This window comes from Agreia sp. Leaf244 (assembly GCF_001422695.1).
Classification (GTDB): domain Bacteria; phylum Actinomycetota; class Actinomycetes; order Actinomycetales; family Microbacteriaceae; genus Agreia.
Window position 1 is genome coordinate 34,813 of the sequence record NZ_LMLX01000009.1, and the last position, 26,539, is coordinate 61,351.

Sequence of the window (26,539 nt, forward strand, 5' to 3'; positions counted from 1 at the left end):
AGCTAGTTCGTGGCGGTCGACGAGCGGAGAGCGACGAAACGCGCGATGTCGGCGCGTTCGCGGTAGATGCCGATCATCGGATCAGCGATGCCGACCACTGCGGCGGTCACGACGAGGCTGATCACCCAGATCCAGCCGCCGTCCCACGGAAGGCCGGCCCAGGTGAGGCCCACCCAGACGACGGCGGCGACCGCGGCTCCGATGGCGGGAACAAGGGCGACGCCGTGGTTCTCACGGTGAGCGAGGCTGTACCTGGCGATGAGGCCGAGGATCGCGCCGCCCAGCGTGATGAAGAGCAGCTCCATGGGCTAGAGAACGAAGCCGACGCGACGTGCCTCTTCGGCGCCGATCTCGACGTAGCTCAGCGTCGCGGCCGGAACGAGGTACACGGTTCCCTTGCTGTCGGTGAGCGACAGGTGCCCCGATGCTCCGGAGAGGACGTCGGCGACGGCCTTCTCGATGTCGGCCGGCGACTGGCTCGACTCGAAGCTGATTTCGCGGGGGGAGTGTGCAATGCCGATTCGAATATCCACCAGGACTACCTTTCACAAATGCTGCGGCCCGCTCTGGGGCCATGCGTCCAGATTAGGACAGAATCCCGGGCGGGCTTGCCGTTCGGCCCGGCCGGCCACTCGCCGAGAGCGAACAGCGCCTACGGGGGATGCACGCGGGTGTCGGCGGCACACGTTAGCTTTGCTGTCGTGGAAATTGATCGGCCCGAGAGCCTCGACCCCGGCCAGTCGAGCGTGCTGGCTCTCGGCGATTCGGTCAGCTGCGCGGTCATCGGCGCGCCGGGCACGGGCAAGACCACCGCCCTGGTCGAGCTGCTGTGCGATCGCGTGCACAACCGCGGGTTCTCGCCCGACGAGGTCTTGGTGATCACGCCGACGCGTGCTTCGGCGACCGCCCTCCGCGACCGCTTGGCCTTGCGCATGGGCGTTCCGTCGAACGGGCCTCTCGCCCGCACGGCGAACTCGATCGCGTTCCAGATCGTTCGGGGCGTGGCCGCCGTCCGCGGCCAGGAGCCGCCCGTTCTGCTCACCGGCGCCGAACAAGACCAGATCATCTCCGAGCTGCTCGCAGGAGACATTGCCGATGCGACCGGCCCCGTATGGCCCGACCACCTCTCAGAAGAGGTGCGGCGCCTCCGAGGTTTCCGCACCGAGTTGCGCGATCTCATGATGCGCGCGGTCGAGACGGGCACGGCGCCCGAGCGGCTGGCCGAGCTCGCTGTCGCGGCCAGTCGTCCGGAGTGGGCGGCGGCGGCGCGATTCATCGAGGGCTACGACCGCGTCAAGGGCAGCTATCGCGATCGCAGCTTCGACTCGGCAGAACTCGCCCGCGAGGCCGCCGTGCTTCTTCGAGAGGGCGAGTCGGCGCCCGACGAGCTCGAGGCCGCGGTCGGTTCGCTCGCCAGGCTCAGGCTCCTCGTGCTCGACGATGCGCAGGAATCGACGCTGGCCACGCTCACCCTCGTCAGGGAGTTCGCGCGGCGCGGTGTCTCGGTGATCGCTTTCGGCGATCCCGACATCAGCACGGGCACGTTCCGTGGAGCTCATCCCGACACTCTCGGCCGACTCGACGACTACCTCCGGGTTCCCACGCAGCCGCCCGTCGTGCTCGATGTCGTGCATCGTCATGGCCCTGCCCTTCGTTCGCTGGTCGCCGACGTCACGGCGAGAATCGGCACGGCACGGGCGGGCAGCCAGCGACGTGCCCTGCCCGCCGGCACTCCGGCCCACTCACGAGCAAGGCCGGGCGTGTCCACCGTGCTCGCCACGAGCCCCTCAGACGAGATCGGAGTCATCGCGCGCAGGCTCCGCGAGGCGCACGTGTTCGAGAACATCGCGTGGGACGACATGGCCGTCATCGTTCGCAGCGGGGCGCAGATAGCGCCGCTCGAACGCGGCCTCGCCTCCTTCGACGTGCCGACACGGGTCTCGCGTGCGAGGGTCGCGCTTCGCGACGAACCCGTCGTTCGGGCCTTCACCTCCATCCTCGAGGTCGCCCTCGGTCGTCGTGAGCTCACCGGCGACCTTGCGGAGACGCTGCTGCTGAGTCCTCTTGCCGGGGCCGACGCCGTGCTGCTCCGCCGGCTCAAGCGGGCGCTGCGGCAGCTCGAGTTCTCCTCCGGCGGGCAGCGCACGGGCTCCGAGCTCCTCGTCGACGCCCTGCAGATGCCCCTTGTTCTCGCGCGCATCGAGCCGAGGGTCGCGCGCAAGGCCCGCATGCTCGCGACGATGCTCGCAGAGACGCGCGAGGCGGTGGCGACAGAGGCGAGCGTCGAGGAGCTTCTGTGGCAGATCTGGCAGACAAGCGGACTCGCCGAGCCCTGGCGCGCACAGTCGCTCGGCACGGGGCTCGTAGCCGACGAGGTCGGACACGACCTCGACGCCGTGGTCTCGCTGTTCTCTTCGGCGAAGAGATTCGTCGAGCGCTCGCCGGAGGCACCCGCCACCGTCTTCCTCGAACAGCTTCTCGACGTCGACGTTCCCGAAGACACGCTGGCCAGGGGGGCCACGGGCCGTGCGGTCACCGTGACCTCTCCGGCCGGTGCGATCGGCACGCAGTTCGTGCTCGTCGTCGTCGCCGGTGTGCAGGAGAACGTGTGGCCCAACCTGCGTATTCGAGGAACCCTGCTGGGTGCGGATGCCCTCGAGGGGGCCCGTCGCGGCGAGTCCTCTCCGGTGTCCGATCAGCGCACGGCTGTCCTCCACGACGAGTTGCGCATGTTCGCGCAGGCGGTCTCCCGGGCATCGACCGAGCTTCTCGTCACCGCGGTCGACGACGACGACCTGACCCCGTCGCCCCTGTTCCGGCTGCTGCCCGAGCCCGTTCCGGGAGCAGTGTCGCGAACCCCGCTCTCGTTGCGCGGACTCGTCGGCGTGCTCAGAAGAACGGTGTCGGCACGCGGCGATTCCCAGGCGGCGTCCGCCCTCGCGACGCTCGCGAGCGAGGGTGTTCCCGGTGCACACCCGGCCGAGTGGTACGGCCTGGCCGGAGCCAGTTCGTCGCAGCCCCTCGTCGATCTCACCGATGAGCTCGCTCGAGTGACGGTTTCTCCGTCGCGCATGGAGTCATTCGAGACCTGCCCGCTGAACTGGCTCATAGATCACCTCGGCGGCGGATCGTCGAACACGTCCTCCCAGGTCGGCACCCTGATCCACGAGGCCATGGAGACCACGACGACCTCGCCCGACCTCGACAGCAGCGAAGAGTCGCTCATCGAGCTGGTCGAGTCGCGCTGGGGCGAGCTGTACTTCGAATCGTCCTGGCTCAGCGAGATCAAACGCAGGGAGGCGAGACAGCTCGTCGCCCGACTCTCGAGTTACCTCTCCGACTTCGACCACAGCAAGGGCGCCCTCCTCGGCGCCGAGTCGGGCTTCGAGCTCGAGGTCGACCGTGCGCTTCTGCGGGGAACGATCGACCGGGTCGAGCTCTATCCCGACGGCTCGGTCGTCATCGTCGACCTGAAGACAGGCAAACGGGCGTACACGGCCGGCGAGATCGGTGAGAACGCGCAGTTGGGGGCCTATCAGCTCGCCTTCGATGCGGGCCTGATCGCAGGCGTTCCCGACGATTCGACCCCCGGGGGCGCCCGCCTGCTGATCGTCTCCAAGACGAGCAGGGGCAAGAACTACGTCGATCACACGCAGGCTCCGCGCTCCGAGTCGGAGCTCGAGGCGTTTCGGCAGCGTGTCATCGCCGATGCTGCGGGCATGGCCGGCGCCCACGTCGATGCCAAGATCGGTTCGCACTGCCTCGACCCGTGGTCCCACGGCGCGTGCCGTATCCACGTGATCCGGGCGGTGAGCGCATGATCGGCGCCTTCGAACTCGCCGATGCGCTCGGCATGCCGCGGCCGACCGACGAGCAGCGCGCCGTCATCGAGGCCCCGCTCGTTCCGTCGCTCGTCATCGCAGGGGCCGGCAGCGGCAAGACGGCCACCATGGCGAACAGGGTGGTCTGGCTTCTCGCGAACGGACTCGTGCAGGTCAACGAGGTTCTCGGCCTCACCTTCACGCGCAAGGCGGCCGGCGAGCTGGATGCGCGCATTTCCGGACACATCGATGCTCTTCGGCGCGCCGGGCTCCTTCCGGCCTCGGCCGCCCGCGAGACAGGGCTCGACGGTGCCGCCGACTCGCGCGACCTGTTCGACCGACCAACCGTCTCCACCTACAACTCGTTCGGCAATTCGATCTTTCGTGACAACGCCCTCCTGGTGGGAAGGGAGCCCGAATCCGTGCTGCTCGGCGAGAACGCGGCCTGGGGCCTCGCCCGCCGTGTGCTGCGGGCCGAGGGCGACGACAGGCTGGTGCCACTCGCCAAGAGCCTCGATCAGCTGGTCGACGCCGTGTTGAGTCTCAGCTCGGAACTCAGCGAGAACGTGGTCGATTCCGCCGGCGTGGCCGGGCTGGCCGAACAGTTCGGCTACCTCGTAGATCTTCCCTACACAGAGGGCAAGGCGAAGTCGTCGCCCTACGCGTCGGTGGCCTCCGCCGTCGAGCCCATCAGCGCGCTTCCCCTCCTGATCGATCTCGCGGGCGCCTACGCCCGTCAGAAGCAGGCCAAGGGGCTCGTCGAGTTCTCTGATCAGGTCGCCCTCGCCCTCGAGATCTGCATGCGCCATCCGCAGGTGATCGAGCAGTACCGCTCCCGGTTCGCGGTGGTGCTGCTCGACGAGTATCAAGACACGTCGGTCGTGCAGACGCGACTGCTCGCCAGCCTGTTCGCGGGCCACGGAGTCATGGCCGTGGGCGATCCCCATCAGTCCATCTACGGGTGGCGTGGCGCCAGCGCCAGCAACCTCGGCTGGTTCGGCAAGGATTTCGGCTCCGGCACCGTTCCGACCTATTCGCTGTCCACGAGCTGGCGCAACTCCCGGGCGGTGCTCGACGCGGCCAACACCCTCGTCGAGCCTCTTCGGGCCGAATCCCCGGTCGACGTGCACCGCCTCGAACCGAGACCCCAGGCCCCGGCAGGCTCGGTCGAATACCGGTTCCTCGACACGCGCGACGAGGAGGCCGATGCGGTCGCCGACTGGCTGGCGCAACGGTTCGTCGATCATGCTGCGGCCCATCCCGATGGCACGGTCGAACCCTTGTCGGCGGCCATGCTGTTCCGCGTTCGAAGCCACATGGACTTCTTCGCCGCCGCCCTCGATCGACGGGGCATCCCGTTCCATATTCTCGGCGTCGGCGGACTGTTGAGCGCCCCTGAGGTCGTCGACGTCATCAGCGCACTCCGGGCCACGCATGACCCGTCGGCCGGATCGTCGCTCATCAGGCTGCTCTCGGGTGCCCGCTGGAACATCGGAGTGCGCGACCTCAAGGCGCTCGCCGAGCTCGCCGGCTGGCTGGCGACGCGAGATTCGTTCACCAGGCCTGTCTCGCCCGACGTCACGCGAAGCATGCGCGAGTCGGTCGCGCCTGACGACTCCGCGTCGATCGTCGATGCGCTCGACTTCGTCGCCGAGCACCCCTCCTCGCATCCGCAGCTCGAGCGCTTCTCCGAGAACGGGCTCGAACGGCTGAGGCACGCCGGCAGCACGCTGGCCACGTTCCGTTCACGCGGAAACCTGCCCCTCCTCGACTTCGTGCGTTTCGTCGAGCAGCAACTCCTGCTCGATGTCGAACTCGCCGCCAACGAGCGGGTGAATTCGCGGGGTGGCAGTTCGCGGGGGGCGCTCGACGCACTGCACGACGAGATCGCGTCGTTCCTCGCGGGCGACGACGACGGAACCCTCGGCAGCTTTCTCGCCTGGCTCGACCGGGCAGAGAAGCGCGACGACCTGAGTCCGCGCACCGACGAACCGGAGCCCGGAACGGTACAGCTGCTGACGATCCACGGCTCGAAAGGGCTGGAGTGGGACGTCGTGGCCGTGCCGCGCCTGGTCGCCGACGAGATCCCGGCCCAGAGCAAGGAGGGAAAGGGATGGCTGCGATTCGGAGTGCTGCCGTACGAGTTCCGAGGCGACGCCTCGTCTCTTCCTGTTCTCGACTGGCGCGGTCTCGGCTCGCAGCAGGTGTTCGACGGCGCTGTCAAGACGTTCCAGGCAGAGCTGGCGGCGAAGCATCTCGCCGAGGAGCGTCGTCTCATCTACGTGGCCGTCACCCGTGCCCGCACCTCGTTGCTGCTCACGGGTTCGTTCTGGGCGACCCAGTCGAAGCCTCGCCGTGCCTCGACGTTCCTCGCCGAACTCTCACGCGCCGACGTGATCGGCGATCTCCCCGAATACTCGGCTCATGAGACCAACCCCCTCGACACCGACGGCGTCACGGAGCGCTGGCCGCTCGACCCGTTGGGCGCGCGTCGGGGCCGCGTCGAACAGGCCGCCGACCTCGTGAGCGCGCGCATCCAGAGCCCCCAGCCGCTCTCGGCGGGTCGCTGGCAGCGCGATCTCGATCTACTGCTCGCGGAGCGCGATCGCGAGGCCGAGGCGGCCGGCGTGGCCCCCGTTCCCGACCGCATCGCCGCCTCCCGATTCAAGGACTACGTCACCGACCCTCAGGCTGTCGCCCGTGCGCTTCGTCGCCCGATGCCGGAACGACCGTTCCGACAGACCAGGCTGGGCACGCGTTTTCACGCGTGGGTCGAACACCGCTACGGCATGGCGGGCGGCGCCGAACTCATCGATGCCACGACCGACGAGAGCGACTCCGCTACCGACGAGCTGCCCCTCGAGCAGTCCCGGCTCGAAGCCCTGCAGGCGACGTTCGAGGCGTCGGAATGGGCGAACAAGCGGCCGCTCGAGGTCGAACTCGAGATCCATCTCGTTCTCGGCAGGCAGGTGGTGGTCTGCAAGATCGACGCGATCTTCACCGACGGCGACCGGTACCAGGTCGTCGACTGGAAGACCGGCAAGGCGCCGACCACTCCAGACGACCTCGAGGTCAAGCAGCTGCAGCTGGCTCTCTATCGTCTGGCCTACGCCCAGTGGAAGGGCATCGATCCACAGTTGATCGACGCCGTCTTCTACTTCGTCGCCGACGATACGGTCATCGCACCGGAGCGGCTGTTCTCCGAGCAGGAGCTGCTTGAACTGTGGCCGTTCTAGTCTTCGGAGATACCGCTCACCCGTGCGCTGTCGCGCGACGACGACGGATCGGTCCGAGGGGTTCGGCGCAGCATCTCCTCGACCTCCTCGACGGCCATGATCTGCCCGGTGTCGGTCGACAGCGGGTTGAGCAGGTCGGACTCGACGCTGACCGACAGGCCCGCGAGCATCGTCTTGGCGTCGGCGACGATCGTCTCGTCGTGCTTCTCGGTGCCGTGCAGCAGCCACTTCGCGATCTCGAGCTCGGCGTAGAGCCGCGCCCTCTTGCGCAGCTGGCGGTCGACCGGGGTGCTGCGGCCGAGGTTGTACGAGCCGAAGACACGGGTCGCCAGCTGCTCGCTCGGCGCCGAGCTGAGCCAGAACAGGTCGGCCGCGGGGTCGCCGACCTGCAGCTGGGACCAGCCCAGAACACCCGTCACCCGGTCTCCCGCGATGAGGAACGATTCGGGAGAGAGCGACCCGTGAACGACTGTGGGCTGGAACTGCCACAGAGCGCTGTCTTCCAGCGCCGTCGACCAGCGGGCCAGCAGGTCGGAGGGGACGGCGCCTGTCGCGGCCGCCCTGTCTTTCGTGATGCGGGCCACGCGTGCCGCATCGGCAGCGGTCTGCACGGTGAGGCCGGAGTCGGTGACCAGCGAGGTGGGCAGCGAATGAATGGATGCGATGGCGCGGCCGATCGATTCCGCCACGGGATCGGCGGCATCGAGTTCCGCCAGTACGGCGGGGTCTCCGGGGATGTAGCCGTAGACGATGGCTCGGGTGTTGGCCACCGGCGTCTGGCCCTCGATCTCGGGCACGGCGAACGGCAGGCGCCCGCGGAATCCTGCGGTGAGGGCGTTCAGCGCGACGAGGTCGCGCGACTGTTCGGTCTCGGCATCTTGGGAGGTGGGCACGCGCACGATGAGCTCGCTGCGGTCGCGAAGCGTGACGACGGCGGAGTCGTATCGGCCGCCCGTTCCCGTTCCGATCGGCCTGGTCGACACGATGTCCGCCCCGGGAACGGCCGCGGTCGAGAGCGCGGCTAGAGTGAAGTGGGATCTGGCCATACCAACAGGGTAGGGCTGGCGTCTTCTTAGCGGGGTGTTCGCCACGCACGATTGGTTCACATGTCTTCGACCTTCCTCTCGCACCTGCCTCTGTCTCGGCAGGAGATCGACCGCGACCACGAGGCGCGAGTGCGTCCGCAGCTCTTCGATGAGCTGTGGGCGGATCCCGCGACCCGTCTGCTTCCCCTGTGGAGGGGGAGGGCGCTCGCCTCGCACGACTTCAGTTCGCGCCCGGGCCTGGCGCTCCTCGCCACAGACCAGGTGGCGGACTTCGATCTCCGCGTCTATCTCGGCATCTCGCTGTCGACGTCATCGCCCGAGCCGGCCGGAACACGCATCGTGCTGGTCGTCGTCGACGACGACGAGGCCGAGCGGCTGGAGGCCGATGAGGCGCGCTGGCTCAACCTGCGCGACGTGGCCACCATGCTGAGCGACCGCGATGCCGGCGCATTCGTCGAGGCGCTGGCCATCGCCGGATGGCATGCCTCTCACAGTCACTCGCCTCGAAGCGGTGCCGAGACCGTCGTCGAGAAGGGCGGCTGGGTGCGGCGCGACCCCGACCTCGGCGTCGAACTCTTTCCGCGCACGGACGCCGCGGTCATCGTCGGCATAGTCGACGCCGAGGACAGGATCCTCCTCGGCTCGAATGCCATGTGGAAGCAGAACCGCTACTCGCTGCTCGCCGGCTTCGTCGAGCCGGGCGAGTCGTTCGAGGCGGCCGCCCAACGCGAGGTCTTCGAGGAGTCGGGTGTGCGCATCCTCACGCCCGAATATCTCGGATCGCAGCCGTGGCCGTTCCCCGCATCGCTGATGGTCGGGTTCTACGCGCACGTCGATCCTGCCTTCGCCGACGACGCCCTCCGGCCCGACGGCGAGGAGATCCTCGATCTGCGCTGGTTCACCCGCGCCGAGATCGCCGATCCGGCGACGGGCATTGCGCTGCCCGGCCCGTCATCGATCGCTCACGCCATCCTCGAGCACTGGTACGGGGGCCCGCTTCCTGCCGAGGCGCTCGCCTGGTGACCAACGGTTCAGTCGCCGACGGCGTGCAGTCGGAGAGCATCCTCGCCGCGCTCGACGACGATCAGCAGATCGCGGCGAGAGCGCTCATCGGTCCGGTCTGCATTCTGGCCGGGGCCGGCACAGGAAAGACCCGGGCGATCACCCATCGCATCGCCTACGGTGTCGCGACGGGCGTCTATTCGCCCAATCGCGTGATGGCGCTCACGTTCACCGCCCGATCCGCCGCTGAGCTGCGCACCCGTCTGCGCCCGCTGGGTGCCGGGGGAGTCTCGGCCCGCACGTTCCATGCCGCCGCCCTGTCGCAGCTGAACTACTTCTGGCCGACAGTCGTCGGGGGCGACATGCCGCGCGTGCTCGAGGGAAAGGCCCGCCTGCTCGGTCAGGCTGCCGAAACCCTTCGGCTCAAGGTCGATACCGCCACCCTTCGAGACCTCGCCGCCGAGATCGAGTGGCGCAAGGTGTCGAGCATGGGTCTGGATGCCTACGAACTGGCCCTGCGCACGTCGCGTTCCCTTCCGGGCAGCCTGTCGGTCGACCAGGTGCTCTCTCTGCACCAGAAGTACGAGGACATCAAGGACGAGCGACGCCAGCTCGACTTCGAGGACGTGCTGCTCGCCACGGCCGGCATGATCGAGCAGGAACCCGCCGTGGCGATGCAGGTGCACGAGCAGTACAAGTTCTTCGTCGTCGACGAGTACCAGGACGTCTCGCCGCTGCAGCATCATCTGCTGTCGCTCTGGGTCGGCGGGCGCAGCGATCTCTGCGTTGTCGGGGATGCCAGCCAGACCATCTACTCCTTCGCCGGCGCCCGGTCCGACTACCTGCTCTCGTTCGCCGGGGAGTACGACAACGCCACGACCGTGCGGCTGGAGCAGAACTATCGCAGCACGCCCGCGATCGTCGACGTCGCCAACCGCCTGATGAAGGGCCGCGCCGGCGCCCTGTCGCTGCACGCCCTCGGAGATGAGGGCGTCACCCCGGAGATCACCGCGTACCCGTCAGACGTGGCCGAGGCCAGGGGCATAGCCGCGCGCATCTCCCGACTCATCGACGAGGGCACCAGGGCCGAGGACATCGCCGTGCTCTACAGGGTGAACGTGCAGGCCGCCGCGCTCGAGACGGCGCTGGCCGACGCGGGTGTCAGCTATCAGATCCGCGGATCGAAGAGGTTCTTCGATCTTCCCGAGATCAAACAGGCCGTCATGTCTCTCCGCGCGGCCTCGGTGTCGATCTCGGGGGAGCCCCTGTTCAAGTCGGTGAGCGACGTTCTGCGATCGCTCGGCTGGAGTCAGGACGCGCCGGAGGCGAGAGGCGCGGTGCGCGACAAGTGGGAAGCCCTCAACGCCCTGATGGCGCTCGCCGAGAGCCAGCCGACGTCGACGACCTTCCGCCAGTTCACCGACGAGCTCATGGAGCGACAGGGATCGGGTCACGAGCCCACCATCCAGGCGGTCACCCTGGCGACCCTCCACTCCGCCAAGGGGCTCGAGTGGCCGGTCGTCTTCCTCGCCGGCCTGTCGGAGGGCCTCGTGCCGATCAGCTACGCGTCGACGTTCGATCAGATCGACGAGGAGAGACGCCTTCTCTACGTCGGGATCACTCGGGCGCGCCGCCTGCTGCACCTGTCGTACTCGGAATCGGGAATGGGTCGATCGCAGCAGCGGATGCCGTCTCGCTTTCTGCAGGAGGCACTCCCCGGCACGCGCAGTCGGGATGCGGGCTGAAGGTTCTCTCGGAGACCTCGCCCGTTGCGCCGTCGACGATGCGGGCACGGGCCCTCAGCCGGTGCCGACGAGACCGTGGAGCGTCGACCGCGAACCGGTCGAGCACGGCCCGAGCCACGAGGGGTGTGACCGTCGACACGGTGAGGGGATCCTCCGTGTGGGCTCCCCGGGCGAGCAGCTGACCGAGCAGGGCCGGCCAGTGCGGCTCGGCATCGATGCGTGCGCGGTCGAGGCAGTGCAGGCACGGGCCGTTTCCGGGCTCGACGAGCGGGCCCACCCTCACTTCGGAGTCGCCGAACACCACAGCGAGGTGCGGGATGTCGCGTCGTAGCCAGGCACCGGATGCCCGGGGATCGGTGCTGAACGTCGACACGATGATCGCCAGCTCGGCCGGCTCGGCCTCGTCGACCAGTCGGGCGCCGAGGCCCGCCAGGACCGTGCGAATGGCGGTCGATCCGACGACGGAACCCGTGACCACCACGCCGAGGTTCTCGAGCCGTCGCCCCGTCGCGTGGCTGCGCTTGAGCGCCGGAGCGACCCGCGCCAGCAGATCGGCGACGGCATCGGGCGTCGCTCCCACGGTCTCGCCGACCATGTCGAGCCCTGACTTGCTGATTCCCTTGCGCAGCACGGCGATGAGGTGCTCCTCGGCCAGCGTCACGTCGAACAGGGTGACGATCGGGCTATCCGCACCGATCTGCATGCTGGTCGGCGTGCGCCAGAGAACCGGGTAGCGAGGATCGATCTGCAGTGCCATGCAGAGATGATGCCGGATCGCCCGCCCGCGCCGTCTCAGTTATGCACAGGGCGCGTCGGGCTACTCGCCTTCGCCCCGGAGCAGGTCTTCGAGAGCCTGGTCCATCTCGTCGGGCGCGGGCGCACCGGCCTGAAGCCGAGCGACCAGCGCCGCGGGGTCGTCGATGTCCTCCGGAGTCGGCACGAGGTCGGGGTGAGACCAGAGTTCATCTCGCACATCGGATCCGACGGCGTCGGTGACGGCCTGCCACATGGCCGCGGCTTCACGCAGACGGCGAGGACGAAGTTCGAGCCCGATGAGGGTGGAGAACGCACTCTCGGCGGGGCCTCCCGTGGCCCGTCGACGGCGCACCGTCTCGGCGACGGCGTCTCTCGACGGCAGCCGCGTCGTCGCCTGGGCGGTGACGACGTCGACCCAGCCCTCGATCAGGGCGAGCATAGTCTCGAGCCGGGTCAGGGCATGCTGCTGTATCTCGGTCTTCGGCGGGATGAGGGCCCCCGACACGACCGCCTGGCGGAGCTCCTCCGGGTTCGACGGATCGAATCCCTCGGCCAGCTCCTCGAGCCGCTCGGTGTCGATGCGGATGCCGCGCGCGAACTCGGTGATCGACGTGATGAGATGCAGCCGCAGCCACTTCGCGTGGCGGAACAGCCGGGCGTGCGCGAGTTCGCGCACGGCCAGGTAGAGCTGCACCTGGTCGAGGGGGATGTCGAGACCGTCGCTGAACGACGCGATGTTCTGGGGGAGGAGTGCCGCCGTCTGGTCTTCGAAGAGCGGGATGCCGACATCGCCGCCCGAGACGACCTCGGTCGAGAGCTGGCCCACCACCTGGCCGAGCTGCACGGCGAAGAGGGCTCCGCCCAGATTGCGCATGAGCTTGGATGCGCCGGCCAGCATGCCGGCCATCTCCTCTGGCGCCTGGTCTTTGAGAACCGCCGTGAGGGCATCCGCGATGCTCAGAGCGACGGGTTCGGCCAGCTGGCTCCACACGGGCATCGTGGCCGTCGTCCACTGCTGGCGGGTGAGGTAGGCCGGGGTCGAGGCCAGCTCGGTGACGCTCGTGACCTCATCGAGCCAGAGCGCGGCGATGCGCAGGGCTCCGTCGAGTTCTGTGCGCTGTGCGTCGGTGACGCTCAACGACGACTGCCCGGCGAATTCGTTCGCCTGCTTCGTGGCGACCTTCCAGTCGATGCCGTCGCCCGTAGTACTCATCGCGTTCTGCAGCTGCTGCATGAGCTGCTGCACCGCGGCCGGGTCAGACGGGAGCCCCGCCGCCGAGGCAAGCTTGGCCGGATCCATCTCGGAATTGCCCTCGAGGAAGCTCCGCAGCATGTCGCGGAAGTCGTCCTCCGGCTCCTTGGATGTGTCGTCGCTCATTTCGGGAAACCTCTTTCGCCCGGCAGTCGGCGAGGATCCGGTGTGCTCCATGCCCGCTGTCAGAATTGATCTCTACGCTAGCCCGTGGCCGATCGGCCTGGCTGGGATTTCCCATAGGCTGGGCGCTTCGGCCGTGCGCCCGTGGCGAACAGTGCCCACCCGCAACCGCCCCCATCTTTTCTGCCCCTAGGAGACACGTGAGCCTGTTCGGTCCTGATGATGCGGATCGCGTCGGCTCGCCGTTCGTCCTGCGCTCTCCCGAGGAGATCGCGGCGGAGCGCCGCACTGCCCGCCGCCGCACGACGGGGTGGACGGTGCTCGTCGTGGCGCTTGTCCTGGGCCTCGTCATGAGTTTCCTTCCCACTCCCTACGTCATCGAGCAGCCCGGGCCCGTGTTCGACACTCTGGGCTCGCAGGAGGTCGATGGCACCGAGACCCCGCTCATCTCCATCGACGGCGAGACGACCTACCCGACCGCGGGAACCCTCGACATGCTCACCGTCTCGGTGGTCGGCTCGCCAGAGCAGACCCCGTCGTGGGCCGAGGTCGTGCAGGCCTATTTCGACAGCAGCAAAGCGGTCGTGCCGCTCGAGTCCGTGTATCCGCCCGATGTCACCACCCAAGAGCGCGACGAGCAGAACGCCGCCCTGATGGTCGACAGCCAGCAGGAGGCGATCGCCGCGGCCCTCAGCAGCCTCGGCTACGACTTCACGACCAGCGTCAGCGTCGGAAGCGTGTCGAAGGACTCTCCGGCCGAAGGCGAGCTCGAGGCGGGCGACGTCGTGACGAGCGTCAACGGCCAGGCCGTCGACTCGATCGACGAGCTCCGGGCGGCCGTCGCGGAGAACGGCACCGGCAAGCCGGCCGTCGTCGACGTGACGCGCGACGGAGCGCCGGTCGAGGCATCCATCACCCCGGTCACCAGCGGTGACACCTCGGTGCTGGGAATCGGCGTGCAGGCCAGCTTCGAGTTCCCGTTCGACGTGAAGATCCAGCTCGACAACGTGGGCGGGCCCAGCGCCGGCATGATGTTCGCGCTCGGCATCATCGACAAGCTCAGCGACGGCGAACTCAACGGCGGCGAGAAGGTGGCCGGCACGGGCACCATCTCGGCCGACGGCACGGTCGGGCCCATCGGCGGAATCCGCCAGAAGCTGTTCGGTGCGCGTGACGCCGGTGCCGACTACTTCTTGGCGCCCGCATCGAACTGCGATGAGGTCACAGGTCACGTGCCCGACGGCATACGGGTCTTCGCCGTGGCGACGCTCGACGATTCGCTGGCCGCGCTTACGGCGATCTCGAGCGGCGACGGCATGGATGCCCTGCCGAGCTGCGACACGACCACCGCAGCGGGGTAGCCGCATCGGGGCCGCACGAGCGGCCGTGTTCTCCCGAGGCGCAACGCTCGACGGGGGAGTTCTCAGCCTGCCTTGTCTAGGATGGACGGACACCGCACCGCTGTAAAGAGGCCCCCACACGTGACTTCCCAAACCGCCGAGAAGCCCATCAGAAGATCCCGCGCACCCTTGGCGATCACCATCGCCATCGTCGTTGCCCTCGCAATCGCGTTCTTCGCTTTCTCCAATCTCTACACCGAAATCCTCTGGTACGACCAGGTCGGCTTCGTCGACGTGCTCACCACCCAGTGGGCCGCAGGCGGGGTGATGTTCTTCGTCGGCTTCCTCGCCATGGCCATCCCGGTCTGGGCGTCGATCGAGATCGCCTTCCGCTGGCGACCGGTCTACGCGAAGCTCAACTCGCAGCTCGACCGCTACCAGCAGGTCGTCGAGCCCCTGCGTCGTCTCGCATCCATCGGCATCCCGGTCGTGCTGGGCATCTTCGCGGGTGTCGCCACGGCCTCGCGGTGGCAGCTCACCCTGATGTACCTGAACCGCACTCCGACGGGCGAGACCGACCCGCAGTTCGGGCTCGACATCTCGTTCTTCCTCTACGACCTGCCGTTCTTCCGGGGCGTCGTCGGCTTCGCGTCGGCCGTCATCCTCGTCGCAGGCATCGCTGCGCTCGCCACCAGCTACCTGTACGGCGCCATCCGTGTCGCGGGTCGCGAGGTGCGCATCTCGAAGACGGCCCGCATCCAGATCGCCATTCTCGCCGCCCTCTATCTCGCGGTGCAGGCGGCCAGCATCTGGCTCGACCAGTACTCCACGGTCACCAACGGCACGGGCAAGCTCATCACCGGTGCCACCTATGCCGACGTCAACGGAACCATTCCCGGACTGTCGATCCTCGCGGGCATCGCGGGCATCGTCGCGCTGCTCTTCATCGTCGCGGCCGTCATCGGCCGCTGGCGCCTGCCCATCATCGGCACGGTGCTGCTCATCGTGTCGAGCCTCATCCTCGGATCGCTGTATCCGTGGGTCGTGCAGCGCTTCCAGGTCGACCCCTCGGAGCGTTCGCTCGAGTCCGAGTACATCCAACGCAACATCGACTCGACGCGTGACGCCTACGGCGTGTCCGACGTCGAGGAGACCGAGTACGACGCCACGACCGATGCCACCGCGGGTGCACTGAGGCAGGACGCGGTCACGACCGCGAACATCCGCATCATCGACCCGGCTCTCATCTCCGACACCTACAAGCAGCTCGAGCAGTTCCGCCAGTACTACCAGTTCCCGCAGTACCTCGACGTCGACCGCTACAACATCGACGGCACCGTGCAAGACGCGGTCACGACGGTGCGCGACCTGAACCTCGACGGCCTGGGCACCTCGAACACCTGGTACAACCAGCACATCGTCTACACCCACGGCTACGGTCTGGTCGCCGCGTTCGGCAACCAGCGCTCTGTCGACGGGCAGCCCGTGTTCCTCGAGTCGGGCATCCCCTCGACGGGTGACCTCGGCGACTACGAGCCGCGCGTCTACTTCGGAGAGTCGAGCCCCGACTACTCGATCGTGGGCGGCCCCGAGGGCGGGCCCAAGAACGAGCTCGACTACCCGTCGGGTGAAGAGGGCGAGCAGCAGACCTACACGACGTTCGCCGGCGACGGGGGACCGAAGCTCGACAACGTCTTCAACCGCCTCGTCTACGCGCTCAAGTTCCAGTCCGAGCAGATCTTCCTCTCAGACGGTGTCACCGATCAGTCGCAGATCCTCTACGACCGCGACCCGGCTCAGCGCGTGTCGAAGGTCGCTCCGTACCTCACCATCGACTCCGACCCCTATGCCTCGGTCGTCGACGGCAAGGTCGTCTGGATCGTCGACGGCTACACGACGAGCGCGAACTACCCGTATTCGCGCACCGAGAGCCTCTCCGACGTGATCGCCGACACCTACACGCCGCGGCCTGCCTTCGCGGTCGACGACATCAACTACATCCGCAACTCGGTGAAGGCCACCGTCGACGCCTACGACGGCAAGGTCACGCTCTACGCGTGGGACGAGACAGACCCCCTGCTCAAGACCTGGCAGAAGATCTTCCCGTCGACCCTCAAGCCCATGAGCGACATGAGCGGCGACCTGCTGAGCCACGTGCGCTACCCGGCCGATCTCTTCAAGGTGCAGCGCGCCATCCTCGGCGAGTACCACGTCACCGACGCGGGATCGTTCTACTCCAAGCAAGACGCGTGGACCACGCCGAACGACCCGACGGCGCCGTCCGCGAGTCCCACGCTCCAGCCGCCGTACTACCTGACCCTGCAGATGCCGGGCCAGGAGGCCCCGTCGTACTCGCTCTACTCCACGTTCATTCCGGTGAACACGGGCGAGGGCAGTCGAAACGTGTTGAACGGCTATCTCGCGGTCGACTCGAACGCGGGCTCCGAAGACGGCAAGGTCTCCGACGACTACGGCAAGCTGAGGCTGCTGACGCTGCCGAAGGACGACACCGTGCCGGGCCCCGGACAGGTGCAGAACAACTTCACGACCGACCCGACGGTGTCTCAGGCGCTCAACCTGCTGCGGCAGGGTGAGACCGAGGTCAAGAGTGGAAACCTGCTGACCCTCCCGGTCGGTGGCGGACTCCTCTACGTGCAGCCGGTCTACGTGCAGTCGACGGGTGGCACGAGCTACCCGCTGCTGCAGAAGATCCTGGTGGCGTTCGGAGACAAGATCGCCTTCGAGGACACGCTCGACGCAGCGCTCGACGAACTGTTCGGAGGCGACTCCGGTGCCGTCGCGGGCGACGAGTCCGTTCCCGTGGTCGACGATGGCAACACGGCGACACCCGACAACTCGGCGGGCACGACACCGGATGCCGGCACGCCGTCCACCGATACGCCGTCGACCGACACCGGAGGTCTCACACAGGCGCTGCTCGATGCGAAGGCCGCCCTCGCAGACCGCGACGCCGCGATGAAGGCCGGCGACTGGACTGCCTACGGCGAGGCCGACGCCAAGCTGCAGGCCGCTCTCAACCGGGCTCTGGCGGCTCAGGGACAGTAAGAGCCGGCACCGTGGTCTGAACCCCCCGAACCCTGTGTTAGTCTTAACAGGTAGCGCGGGGTGGAGCAGTTCGGTAGCTCGCTGGGCTCATAACCCAGAGGTCGCAGGTTCAAATCCTGTCCCCGCAACAAAAGAAAGGCCCTCCGGCTTCGAAGAAATTCGAAGCCGGAGGGCCTTTTGCTTTGCCCAGTGGTGTCGGCCCGTCTGGTGGATCGTCACTCCTGCGAGATGACCGTCCACCCCGTCGACCGGGCGATGAGCGGCTGAAGCTCCGACACGGCGATTCGGGCGTCTGCCTGGCTCTTCCAGTGCCAGAGGGTGAGCACGAGCGGGTAGTGCGGGTCGACCTCGTCGACGTGAACGTCGAGCGTGGTGTCGGATGTCGGCCGCAGGTACTCGGCACCGTCGTCATCGACCTCGAGAGGGAATCGCAGGATCGTCCCCAGCGCGTGGATCGCCTCGCGTTGCGTCATCCGTGTGTCCGCGCGCATCAGGGCGGTCATGGACCCTCCGTGGGCGCGATGCGTGGTCACGTGCCGGCAGGGGGCGCGGAACCGGCCCCGGTCGCAGTCGCGAGTTCTTTCAGGTAGGCGTCGATCGTTCGGGGATCGAAGTCCGGGTCGGCGACGATGAAGGTGTCATAGATGGCGAGGAAGCCGATCGCCGACGGCGCCCACTCGGTGGGCTCATCGGTGAGCGTCGGCGGACCGAGGTAGAAGTTGTCGGTGACGGCGGGGTTCGAGAGGTGCCGCACGGCGAGCCCCTCTACGATCGCCGAACCGAGAACGGTGTAGAGCGTGAAACCGCCCGCGAAGTTGTCGCGCAGCTTGAACCCCAGCAGGCGTGCCATCGCCTCGTGGAACGAAGCCATCGCCTCGACGAAGCGTTCGCTTCCGCGACGGAGGGTCTCCGCGACCCTGCGCAGGTTTTCACTGCCGTCGTCGGCGAGAAGAGCTGCCGAGGTGGCGAGGAACGACTGCCACGCGGCCGAGTCGATCGTGCTGTAATAGTTCTGCTCGAGCACCACCCGGATGAGTTCGAGCAGGAGCCGCCTCCGCCCCTCTGCCGTCCCGTGAAGATCGGGGCGTGAGGCGACGAGTTCGATGGCCGTGCGCAGGGCGCGGTCGTCGCTGAGCTGATCGGCGAACGTGGCCGCCGCCTCGTTGAGCAGTTCCCCGACGAAGGCGTCTCTCGATTTCCACAGCCGGTAGACCGAACTCTTCGACACGCCGGCCGCAGCGATCACGTCGTCCATCTGCAGACCGGGGAACCCCAGGGTCATGCCGCGCGTGCCCGTCGTGGCGAGGGCGGCATCGAACATACGACGCCGGATCTGCTCCGACGTCATCCGGCCTTGCCGGGGTCGTTCGGTCGAGATGCCGTGATCGTCTGCCATGCGCATGCTCCCCGTGGATCGTCCATCCTCCAGTCTCGCGGTCGCGAGGTCACGCCCGAAATGCTGGATGGGACGTCGGGTCCCAACCGCTCAGGAGAAGTCGGGATCGAGGGCGCGCAGCAGCGACTCCTGAACGAAGCCGACCCAGCCGTATACCTCGAGCACGAAGCGATCGTCGGCGTCGATGAGCCGTTCGTCTCCGTCGTGTTCGATGCCCAGACCGGCCGCGATGGTGAGCCGGATGTCGGTGAGACTGCGCAACCACGCGCTCGAGGCCGCCGCATCCAGAGTCACCTGCACGGTGCCCGCCCACTCGTCGCGCTCTCCGAAGGCCTCGACGAGAAGCTCGGCGTTGCGCACCTTGCGCTCGACGAGGCCCTCAGAGGTGAATCGACGGAACTCCGCGTCGTTCTCGGCCCCGTCGCCGTAAGCCGCGGGCAGAAGCCTGTCGAGAGCGCGGGAGCTCGGCGAGTCGGGATCGAGCCGGTCGGCGTCGGCGAGAAGCGAATGAACGTCGGTGGCGAGCGTCACGAGGATCTCGACCTCGGCTCGCTCGAACGATGCGACCATGGCCTCTTCCTGCCGCACGAACGGAGTCAATCGTCGACCTTCTGCAGCGTCGCCCACAGGCCGAATCCGTGCATGGCCTCGACGTGCCGCTCCATCTCTTCCCGAGTGCCCGTCGCCACGACCGCACGCCCCTCGGTGTGCACCTGCATCATCCGCCGCTCGGCCTCGGGCTTCGAGAATCCGAAGTAGCTGCGGAACACGAACGACACATATGACATGAGGTTCACCGGATCGTTCCATACGAGGGTGATCCACAGGGAGCCGAGCTGCAGCTGCTGATCGAGCTGCGCGTCGAGTTCGGTCTGGTCGAGGGTCTGTGCCACGGCATCAAGCCTGTCATATGCGGGTCGCCGGATGCGCCGCGCCGACGGATGATCAGCTGTTGCGGAGCGACGAGATGAGCTGGGCCTTGGTCTTCTTCGAGTAACCCGTCTGGCCGAGCTCTTTGGCCCGTTTCTTCAACCCGGCAACGGTCCAGCCGTCGTACGATCCTGACTCCCCGCCCGATCGTCCCACCTCGGCGCGGCCCTTCTTCGCTGCTGCATTCGAGATGCGTGCCGCCTTCTGTTTCGACGCGCCCTCGTCACGCAGTTCTTCGTACAGATCCGGATCCTTCAGCGAGGGATTCGATTTGCCCGGCATGATGACCTCCTGACTGGTGTGGCTCTGACTACGGAGCGTCGACGGTCTCATCCGACTCGACGTCGTCGAGGGCGTTCAGCACGCGCACGGCTGCGTCGTTCGCGCCGATCGCATATTCGTTGGTCTCGGTCTCGTCGACCAGCTCTTCGGTCGCGATCTGCTCGATGCGGCTGATCTTCTGCTCGAGTGCCGAGGTGGTCGACTGCACGAACTGCACCAGTCGCTGCTCGGGAGCGTTGTCCTCGGTCCAGTCGCCGACGACCTCGTCGCCGGCGAGAGCGGCCACGGTGAGCCGGAGCCGGTTCTCCCACTCGCCGCGCTGGGCGGTGACGCCGTCGAGTTCTTCGATGGCGGCGTCGCGCTGGGCGTCGCTGCGGTCGCGTTCCTCGCGCAGCGCTTCGATCTGCGCGCGGCTGGCCTCGAGTTCGGATGTCGCCTGCTCGGCTCGAGCGACGGCCGCAGCCAGATCGTCTCGCACGTCGGGCAGGCCGCTGTCGGCGTGGGTGGAGTCGCCCTGCAGCTGAGTCGCCAGGGCCTCCTTCTCGGAGATCAGCTCGGCGGTCTGGCGCTCGTGGCTCGCGCCCAGCTCACCGATCTGCTGTTCGTGGGCGGAGGCCAGCTCGGCGAGCTGAGCATCGTGGGCCGCCTTCAGCTCGTCGATCTGCTGCTGGTGCGCCTCGTCGATCGTGCGGAGCTGCGTGTCATGCTCGGCGGCGAGCGCGGTGACATCGGTGGTGCGGGTGCCCTCGAGCTCCGCCACCTGGGATTCGAGTCGCGCGGTGAGTTCGGCCACCTGGGCGTCGCGCTGGGCACGGAGCTCGGCGAGTTCTGCGGTGAGCGACGCGACCTCGGTCTCGCGCTGGGCGTGCAGCCCCGCGATCGTCGCGTCTCGCTCGCTGCGCAGGGCGGCGACGTCGTTCTCGCGCTGGCTGGTGAGGGCGGCGACCTCGGCGGCGAGTCGCGAGTTCAGTTCGGCGACCTCGGAGTCGCGCTGCTGCTGCAACGCGGCGAGGTCGGCATCGCGCTGGGTCGATAGCGAGACGAGTTCGTTCTCGCGCTGCTGGTGCAGGGCCGCCACGTGCACGTCGCGCTCGTTCGACAGGGCGGCCAGCTCGGCCTCGCGCTGCTGGTGGGCGGCGCTGACGTCTGCATCGCGCTGGGCGGTGAGGGCGGCCACTTCGGCAGCCAGTCGAGCCGACAGCTCGCCGACCTCGGCCTCGCGCTGCTGGTGAAGACCCGCGACCTCGGCCTCGCGCTGCTGGTGCAGAGCACCGACCTCGGACTCGCGCTGGGCCGTGAGGGAGGCAACCTGGTTCTGGAGCTCTGCCCGCAGCCTGTCGACCTCGGCCTCTGCGGCCTCGGCCCGCGCGGTCTGGTCGATGAGCTGCTGCTGCAGATCGGCCGCGTGCGCCTGCGATTCGGCCAGCTGCCCCGACACATCTGTCAGGTGGGCCTCGGCATTGATGCGGGCCTCGTCGCGGGCCTGGCGGTCTTCGATGACGCTGTCGAGGTGCAACCGGATGATCTCGAGCGGGTCTTCGGTGGTCTCGAGGTTGACGATCGGCTCGAGCTCGGGCTGCACGTAGGCAGGCTTGGCCGTGGGGTCGATGAGGTGGTGGCTGAAGAGCTCGTCGGTGACCGGACGGTAGCGCGCCTGGAAGTCCTCGGATCCCACCTTGACCGCGGCATCGATGAGCCTGATGGCGAAGCGGTCGCGCCCCGAGAGCACGAGGGGCGAGTCGGGCTGCGTCGATGCGGGCGCGCGGTTCGAGTCGTTCTGGGGCGGGTTCTCGGGTTCGGGGGAGAGGGCGTCGAAAGTCATGGAACTCCTTCGGTGTCCGCGTCGAGCGGAAACCGTCGCGGGGTCGGGTAGGCCGTTTTTCAGGATACCGGGCCTCGGCCCGGCGTGGGGTCAGGAATCGAAACCCAGCCCCACGGCATCCAGAGCCTTGAGGATGCCGTTTCGGCGCCCACCGTGATGATCGGCCCGGTCGAGCGACCATCTCGTCGTCTGGATTCCCAGGGACGCCACGGGCTCCGGCGGGAATGGGAGCGGGCGGCGACGGACCATCTCGAGACTCGTGCGCTCCGTCGCCTCGCCGTCGAGCAGGTCGAGCATCACGTTCGCCGCGAAGTGGGTGGCGGCGACGCCGAGGCCGGTGTAGCCCGCCGCGTACGCCACGCGACCCTGCCGTGCAGCGCCGTAGAACGCGCAGAAGCGGGTGCAGGTGTCGATGGCGCCCGCCCATCGGTGCGAGAAGCGCAGGCCCTCGAGTTGGGGAAACGTGGTGAAGAAGTGCTCCGCGAGTCGGCGGAATGTTTCGGGACGGTCCTCGTAGGAGGGGCGGACTCGACCTCCGTAGTGATAGATCGCGTCGTAGCCGCCGAACAGGATGCGGTTGTCGCGGGAGAGCCGGTAGTAGTGGAACTGGTTGGCGCCGTCGCCCAGCCCCTGCCGGTTCGCCCAGCCGATCGAGCGGAGCTGCTCGTCGCTCAGCGGCTCGGTCATGAGCACGTAGTCGTAGACGGGCACCGTCGCGAGCCGGTTGCGGCGGAGAAGCGACGGGAACACGTTCGTCGCCAGGGCGACCCGACGGGCGGTGACTCGAGCGTTGTCGGTGACGACGACGACGGGTGCCATGGGGGAGCCGCTGCTCGACGAGATCGATCGCACGGGTGTGTTCTCGAAGATCTCCACGCCGAGCTCCTCGGCCACCCGCGCGAGTTCGGCGGCGAGTCTGGCGGGATGGACCAGGGCGGAGGTGCGCTTCTCCCAGAGACCGGCGAGGTAGGTGGGGGAGTCCACCTGCCGCCGCACCGCGTCGGTGTCGAGAAAGACCGTGTGGTCATCGGTGCTCGCCGCGCGCAGGGCGTCGACCTGGTAGGGCTCGACGGCGAGCGAGAGGGCCCCGTTGCGCTCGAAGTCGCACTCGAGGGCGTATTCGCCGACCGCGCGTTCGATGTCGTCGAGGTTCTCGAGGCCGAGCTCGATCAGGCGCTCGATCTCGGAGGGAAAGCGACTGCGTCCGTTGTCGTCGCCGTGGGTGAGGCTCGCCTCGACGAACCCTCCGTTGCGGCCGGACGCCGCCCAGCCGACCGTCTTGGCCTCGAGAAGCACCACCCGCGCATCCGGATGGCGGCGTTTCGCGAGGACGGCGGTCCACAGGCCGCCGTAACCGCCACCGACGATCGCCAGGTCGGCGATCACGGGCGCTTGGAGGCGGCGCCTACGCGGCTGGGTGATGTCGTCGATCCAGAACGGGCGGTGCACGGCCGCGCTCAATGCGTGATCGACGATGCGCGTCGACGGTCGGGAGCGTTCGAATACGGTCTGCGCCATACCCCAGTATGACGTGACGATTCGGATTCGTGCGGTCAGGCCACGTCGTCGGTGAGCAGATGCGCTGTGGGCTCGTCGATGATCAGATCGGTGATGAGACCCGCGGCCAGCGCGCCTCGCAGGGCCGGCAACTTCGACTTTCCGCTCACGACGCAGACTCTGCGGGCGACGCGCGACACGAGTTCGAGGCTGGGCCCGCTCGTGCGGGAGTTCATGGGGATGTCGGTCGACGACCCGTCTGCGCGGTAGAAGACGGTTGCGACGTCTCCCACGACGTCGGATGCGGTCAGCGACGCGTAGTCGGACTCGTCGAGATAGCCGCCGATGTAGACGTGGCTGGGCACATCGGCGAACGGCGAACCGAGGCCGAACAGCGCGATGTCCATGCGCTTCTGAATGTCGAGCACGCGCCGGATGGCACGCTCGCGCCACATTGCCTGCTTCGTCGCGGCGTCATCGAAGAAGGCGGGGACCGGGAACTGCTGCACCGCGGCCCCGAAGGCGACGCCGAATCGGGTCATGATCTCGCTCGCGTACACGATGCCGGTCGTCTGGTAATTGGCCGCCCCGTTGAGCTGCACCAGCGTGGTGTTGTGAGTGACCTTCTCGGGGATGTGCCGGCTCACCGCGCTGATGGTCGAGCCCCAGGCGATGCCCACGGTCATGTTCGAGTCGACGAACGGGGTGAGAATGCGTGCAGCCGACACGGCGACGCGTTCGAGCCGGTCGACCTCGTTCGTCGAGGCCGGCACGGGCACGATGTGGGCGGTCACGCCGTAGCGTTCGCGGATGCGCTGCTGCGATGTCGAGACGCGTTCGGCCGGCGACTTCACCTGGATCTCGACGAGCCCGGTTTCACGCGCAAAACTCAGCAGTCGGGAGATCGACGAGCGCGATGTGTGCAGCTCGTGGGCGATCGCCTCCATGGTGATGTCCTGCAGATAGTAGAGCTGGGCGGCGCGCAGAGCGTCGCGCGATTTCTCTGCGTGCTGGTCGGCCGAAGCGATGGTCATGTCGACATTCTTCCACGCCCTGCACGTCTGTGCATAACGCTTGAACAATTGTGTGCAGGTGTCAGACTCAAGGGGTAATCAAGGAACTTACTTACACGAAGGCGAGTACACAGTGAGTGCACCAGTCGTTTCCCCCTCAAGCCAGCCTGAACTCCGGCCCGATGTCGCCGGGCTCGTCGAGAACCCACGAGCACAGGTGCTCGTGATCGGCGGTGGCATCAACGGAATCGCGACGTTCCGCGACCTCGCCCTGCAGGGGGTGGATGTCGTGCTCGTCGAGCGCAGCGACTACTGCTCCGGCGCTTCCGCGGCGTCGAGCCACATGATCCACGGCGGCGTGCGCTACCTCGAGAACGGCGAGTTCCGTCTCGTGCGCGAATCCGTGCAGGAGCGCAATCGGCTGCTGCGCCTGGCCCCGCACTATGTGAAGCCCCTGCCCACGACCATCCCCATCTTCTCCACGTTCTCGGGCATCGTCTCGGCCCCGCTGCGCTTCCTCACCCACAAGCAGGGAAAGCCGAAGGAGCGCGGTGCGCTCCTGATCAAGCTCGGTCTGCTCGGCTACGACTCGTTCTCGCGCGACGGCGGATCCGTTCCCCGCCACCAGTTCGCAGGCCGCAAGAAGTCCCTCGCCAAGCTGCCCCAGTTGCGCCCCGACGTGAAGTACACCGCCACCTACTTCGACGCCGCCGTCGAGAATCCCGAGCGCCTCGCGCTCGACCTCGTCGAAGACGCTCTTGCCACGGGCGAGCACGCCCGCAGCGCGAACTACGTCGAAGCGATCGGAGTCAGGGGCGACGAGGTCGTGCTTCGAGACACCGTCTCGGGTCGAGAGTTCAGCATCGCCGCCGACGCCGTCGTGAACACGACGGGGCCGTGGACCGACCTCACCAACGATGCACTCGGCATGCCGAGCACGTTCATGGGCGGCACCAAGGGTTCCCACATCGTGCTCGACAACCCGGCCCTCTACAAGGCCTGCGCGGGCGGCGAGGTCTTCTTCGAGAACAACGATGGCCGCATCGTTCTGATCTACCCGCTCAATGGCCGCGTTCTCGTCGGAACGACCGACCTCGAGGCCGACATCACGAAGCCCGCCGTGTGCACGGAGGAGGAGGTCGACTACTTCTTCAAACTCGTGTCGCACGTTTTCCCACGCATCCCTGTCGACCGCTCGCAGATCGTCTACCGCTATTCCGGCATCCGTCCGCTGCCGAAGCACGACGACACCGCACCCGGATTCGTCTCGCGCGACTACCGCATCGAGCCGTCCCGCCTCGGCGGTGGTTCGAAGGTGCCCATGCTGAGCCTCGTAGGCGGAAAGTGGACCACCTTCCGAGCACTCTCCGAGCACCTGACCAACGAGACGCTCGAGCTGATCGGTCGCACCCGCAGTGTCAGCACTGAGAAGCTCGCCATCGGCGGCGGCGTCGGGTTCCCGACCACCCCGCAGGCGAGCGATTCCTGGGTCGCGGCACACGCATCCGATCTGGGCGCCGACCGCGCCCGCGCCCTGCTGGCGCGCTACGGAACAAAGGCCGACCGGGTCATCAATGCCCTGGGCGACTCCTCGAACGACGAGGCGCTCGCTCACGTCGCCGGATTCTCGGCCGCCGAGATCGCCTTCCTCGTCGAGAACGAGTTCGTCGTGCACCTCACCGACCTGGTGCTCCGCCGCACCATTCTGGCCTTCGTGGGAGATCTCGACCAGGCCGCCTTCGATGAGCTCAGCTCCGTCGTCGCAGAGGCGCTCGGATGGTCGGCAGAGCAGCTCGCAGAGGAACGCGCTGTCGCGGTGAAGGACCTCGCGCTGTTCCACGGACTCGAGCTCGACGCATCGTCGACCGCTCGGGCCGCCGCCGTCGCGGCGGAGTGAGCGCGCGCAGTCTGAACAGACGTGCACGCGAATCGGTTGTTTGACTCGACAACTGATCGCTAGCGTCATGGAGGGGCCGGCGTAAGTCGGCCCCTCATTCTCATCAAGGTGACGTGGACGTCACATAAGGAAGGTCAACGTGGACAATCTCGGAGTTGTATTTCTCGCAGAGCTGGTAGGCACGGCCCTGCTCGTTCTGCTGGGTTGCGGTGTGGTGGCGAACGTCGCTCTCGTGAAGAACAAGGGTTTCAATGGCGGCTTCCTGATGGTGAACATCGGGTGGGGCTTCGCCGTGTTCTCCGGTGTGATCGTGTC

Annotated in this window: 19 protein-coding genes, 1 tRNA gene and 2 pseudogenes; 9 read left to right on the plus strand and 13 right to left on the minus strand. The window is 67.6% G+C overall.

What is annotated here, in order from left to right; genetic code table 11:
• Positions 1-2 precede the first annotated feature (2 nt).
• On the minus strand, positions 3-305 hold the full coding sequence (locus ASF06_RS18865; RefSeq protein ID WP_055950787.1) for a hypothetical protein: 303 nt from the start codon (positions 303-305) through the stop codon (positions 3-5).
• 3 nt (positions 306-308) lie between these two features.
• Positions 309-533, minus strand: a complete 225-nt coding sequence (locus ASF06_RS18870) for a DUF3107 domain-containing protein (RefSeq protein WP_055929849.1) — start codon at positions 531-533, stop codon at positions 309-311.
• Between the two features lie 168 nt (positions 534-701).
• Here ASF06_RS18870 and ASF06_RS18875 point away from each other — a divergent pair, with 168 nt between their 5' ends.
• Together ASF06_RS18875 and ASF06_RS18880 are read left to right on the plus strand one after the other, a co-directional pair.
• Entirely contained in the window at positions 702-3,821 is a 3,120-nt protein-coding gene (locus ASF06_RS18875) for an ATP-dependent helicase (RefSeq protein WP_235501079.1), read from the plus strand.
• Positions 3,818-7,057 carry an ATP-dependent DNA helicase gene (locus tag ASF06_RS18880; RefSeq protein WP_055950792.1) on the plus strand — a complete coding sequence of 1,080 codons (3,240 nt, stop codon included), beginning with the start codon at positions 3,818-3,820 and terminating at the stop codon, positions 7,055-7,057. The genes ASF06_RS18875 and ASF06_RS18880 overlap by 4 nt, the downstream gene beginning before the upstream one ends.
• On the opposite strand, the gene ASF06_RS18885 is transcribed toward ASF06_RS18880, so the two are convergent.
• Complete coding sequence (locus ASF06_RS18885) at positions 7,054-8,103, minus strand: phosphotransferase (RefSeq protein ID WP_055950795.1); 1,050 nt, start codon at positions 8,101-8,103, stop codon at positions 7,054-7,056. The genes ASF06_RS18880 and ASF06_RS18885 overlap by 4 nt on opposite strands.
• A 60-nt stretch (positions 8,104-8,163) precedes the next feature.
• Here ASF06_RS18885 and nudC point away from each other — a divergent pair, with 60 nt between their 5' ends.
• Positions 8,164-9,126, plus strand: a complete 963-nt coding sequence (gene nudC, locus ASF06_RS18890) for an NAD(+) diphosphatase (protein ID WP_055950798.1) — start codon at positions 8,164-8,166, stop codon at positions 9,124-9,126.
• Positions 9,123-10,850 (plus strand): ATP-dependent helicase, encoded by a 1,728-nt coding sequence (locus ASF06_RS18895; RefSeq protein ID WP_235501080.1) that lies wholly within the window; start codon positions 9,123-9,125, stop codon positions 10,848-10,850. The genes nudC and ASF06_RS18895 overlap by 4 nt, the downstream gene beginning before the upstream one ends.
• Here the strand turns inward: ASF06_RS18895 and ASF06_RS20085 are convergent.
• A pseudogene (locus ASF06_RS20085) lies at positions 10,843-11,607 on the minus strand (TOMM precursor leader peptide-binding protein); the annotation flags it as partial. The gene ASF06_RS18895 and the pseudogene ASF06_RS20085 overlap by 8 nt on opposite strands.
• 60 nt (positions 11,608-11,667) lie before the next feature.
• Complete coding sequence (locus ASF06_RS18910; protein ID WP_055950808.1) at positions 11,668-12,984, minus strand: zinc-dependent metalloprotease; 1,317 nt, start codon at positions 12,982-12,984, stop codon at positions 11,668-11,670.
• A gap of 248 nt (positions 12,985-13,232) precedes the next feature.
• Between ASF06_RS18910 and ASF06_RS18915 the strand changes: the two genes are divergently transcribed.
• The 3 genes from ASF06_RS18915 (at position 13,233) to ASF06_RS18925 (ending at position 17,515) form a co-directional block, all read left to right on the plus strand.
• Positions 13,233-14,342 (plus strand): YlbL family protein, encoded by a 1,110-nt coding sequence (locus ASF06_RS18915; RefSeq protein WP_055950846.1) that lies wholly within the window; start codon positions 13,233-13,235, stop codon positions 14,340-14,342.
• 81 nt (positions 14,343-14,423) lie between these two features.
• A complete protein-coding gene (locus tag ASF06_RS18920) occupies positions 14,424-17,387 on the plus strand; it encodes a UPF0182 family protein (RefSeq protein ID WP_200920419.1) in 2,964 nt (987 codons plus the stop codon).
• A gap of 54 nt (positions 17,388-17,441) precedes the next feature.
• A tRNA-Met gene (locus ASF06_RS18925) sits at positions 17,442-17,515 on the plus strand.
• Between the two features lie 87 nt (positions 17,516-17,602).
• Here the strand turns inward: ASF06_RS18925 and ASF06_RS18930 are convergent.
• From ASF06_RS18930 to ASF06_RS18965, 8 genes are all read right to left on the minus strand, one after another.
• Positions 17,603-17,890 (minus strand): hypothetical protein, encoded by a 288-nt coding sequence (locus ASF06_RS18930; RefSeq protein WP_055950810.1) that lies wholly within the window; start codon positions 17,888-17,890, stop codon positions 17,603-17,605.
• A gap of 26 nt (positions 17,891-17,916) precedes the next feature.
• Complete coding sequence (locus ASF06_RS18935; protein WP_162237731.1) at positions 17,917-18,783, minus strand: TetR/AcrR family transcriptional regulator; 867 nt, start codon at positions 18,781-18,783, stop codon at positions 17,917-17,919.
• 90 nt (positions 18,784-18,873) lie between these two features.
• Positions 18,874-19,371, minus strand: a complete 498-nt coding sequence (locus ASF06_RS18940; RefSeq protein ID WP_235501083.1) for a DUF2017 family protein — start codon at positions 19,369-19,371, stop codon at positions 18,874-18,876.
• A gap of 8 nt (positions 19,372-19,379) precedes the next feature.
• A complete protein-coding gene (gene clpS / locus ASF06_RS18945) occupies positions 19,380-19,625 on the minus strand; it encodes an ATP-dependent Clp protease adapter ClpS (protein WP_235501085.1) in 246 nt (81 codons plus the stop codon).
• A gap of 103 nt (positions 19,626-19,728) precedes the next feature.
• Positions 19,729-19,995 carry a DUF7218 family protein gene (locus tag ASF06_RS18950; protein WP_055950824.1) on the minus strand — a complete coding sequence of 89 codons (267 nt, stop codon included), beginning with the start codon at positions 19,993-19,995 and terminating at the stop codon, positions 19,729-19,731.
• Between the two features lie 28 nt (positions 19,996-20,023).
• Entirely contained in the window at positions 20,024-21,817 is a 1,794-nt protein-coding gene (locus ASF06_RS18955; protein ID WP_055950827.1) for a hypothetical protein, read from the minus strand.
• Between the two features lie 90 nt (positions 21,818-21,907).
• On the minus strand, positions 21,908-23,335 hold the full coding sequence (locus ASF06_RS18960; protein WP_055950830.1) for an NAD(P)/FAD-dependent oxidoreductase: 1,428 nt from the start codon (positions 23,333-23,335) through the stop codon (positions 21,908-21,910).
• Positions 23,336-23,370: 35 nt separating this feature from the next.
• Complete coding sequence (locus ASF06_RS18965) at positions 23,371-24,348, minus strand: sugar-binding transcriptional regulator (RefSeq protein ID WP_055950833.1); 978 nt, start codon at positions 24,346-24,348, stop codon at positions 23,371-23,373.
• Between the two features lie 112 nt (positions 24,349-24,460).
• Here ASF06_RS18965 and ASF06_RS18970 point away from each other — a divergent pair, with 112 nt between their 5' ends.
• Both ASF06_RS18970 and ASF06_RS18975 read left to right on the plus strand, forming a co-directional pair.
• Positions 24,461-26,224, plus strand: coding sequence for a glycerol-3-phosphate dehydrogenase/oxidase (locus ASF06_RS18970; protein ID WP_055950836.1), 1,764 nt, complete (start codon positions 24,461-24,463; stop codon positions 26,222-26,224).
• Between the two features lie 139 nt (positions 26,225-26,363).
• Positions 26,364-26,539: pseudogene (locus ASF06_RS18975) on the plus strand (aquaporin); the annotation flags it as partial.

Excerpts from the sequence above, each read along its gene's own strand:
- ASF06_RS18865 (WP_055950787.1), bottom strand. The coding sequence starts at position 305 with ATGGAGCTGCTCTTCATCACGCTGGGCGGCGCGATCCTCGGCCTCATC.
- nudC (WP_055950798.1), top strand. The coding sequence starts at position 8,164 with ATGTCTTCGACCTTCCTCTCGCACCTGCCTCTGTCTCGGCAGGAGATC.
- ASF06_RS18935 (WP_162237731.1), bottom strand. The coding sequence starts at position 18,783 with ATGGCAGACGATCACGGCATCTCGACCGAACGACCCCGGCAAGGCCGG.
- ASF06_RS18965 (WP_055950833.1), bottom strand. The coding sequence starts at position 24,348 with ATGACCATCGCTTCGGCCGACCAGCACGCAGAGAAATCGCGCGACGCT.
- ASF06_RS18920 (WP_200920419.1), top strand. The coding sequence starts at position 14,424 with ATGGACGGACACCGCACCGCTGTAAAGAGGCCCCCACACGTGACTTCC.
- ASF06_RS18880 (WP_055950792.1), top strand. The coding sequence starts at position 3,818 with ATGATCGGCGCCTTCGAACTCGCCGATGCGCTCGGCATGCCGCGGCCG.
- ASF06_RS18930 (WP_055950810.1), bottom strand. The coding sequence starts at position 17,890 with ATGACCGCCCTGATGCGCGCGGACACACGGATGACGCAACGCGAGGCG.
- ASF06_RS18960 (WP_055950830.1), bottom strand. The coding sequence starts at position 23,335 with ATGGCGCAGACCGTATTCGAACGCTCCCGACCGTCGACGCGCATCGTC.
- ASF06_RS18950 (WP_055950824.1), bottom strand. The coding sequence starts at position 19,995 with ATGCCGGGCAAATCGAATCCCTCGCTGAAGGATCCGGATCTGTACGAA.
- ASF06_RS18955 (WP_055950827.1), bottom strand. The coding sequence starts at position 21,817 with ATGACTTTCGACGCCCTCTCCCCCGAACCCGAGAACCCGCCCCAGAAC.
- ASF06_RS18910 (WP_055950808.1), bottom strand. The coding sequence starts at position 12,984 with ATGAGCGACGACACATCCAAGGAGCCGGAGGACGACTTCCGCGACATG.
- ASF06_RS18885 (WP_055950795.1), bottom strand. The coding sequence starts at position 8,103 with ATGGCCAGATCCCACTTCACTCTAGCCGCGCTCTCGACCGCGGCCGTT.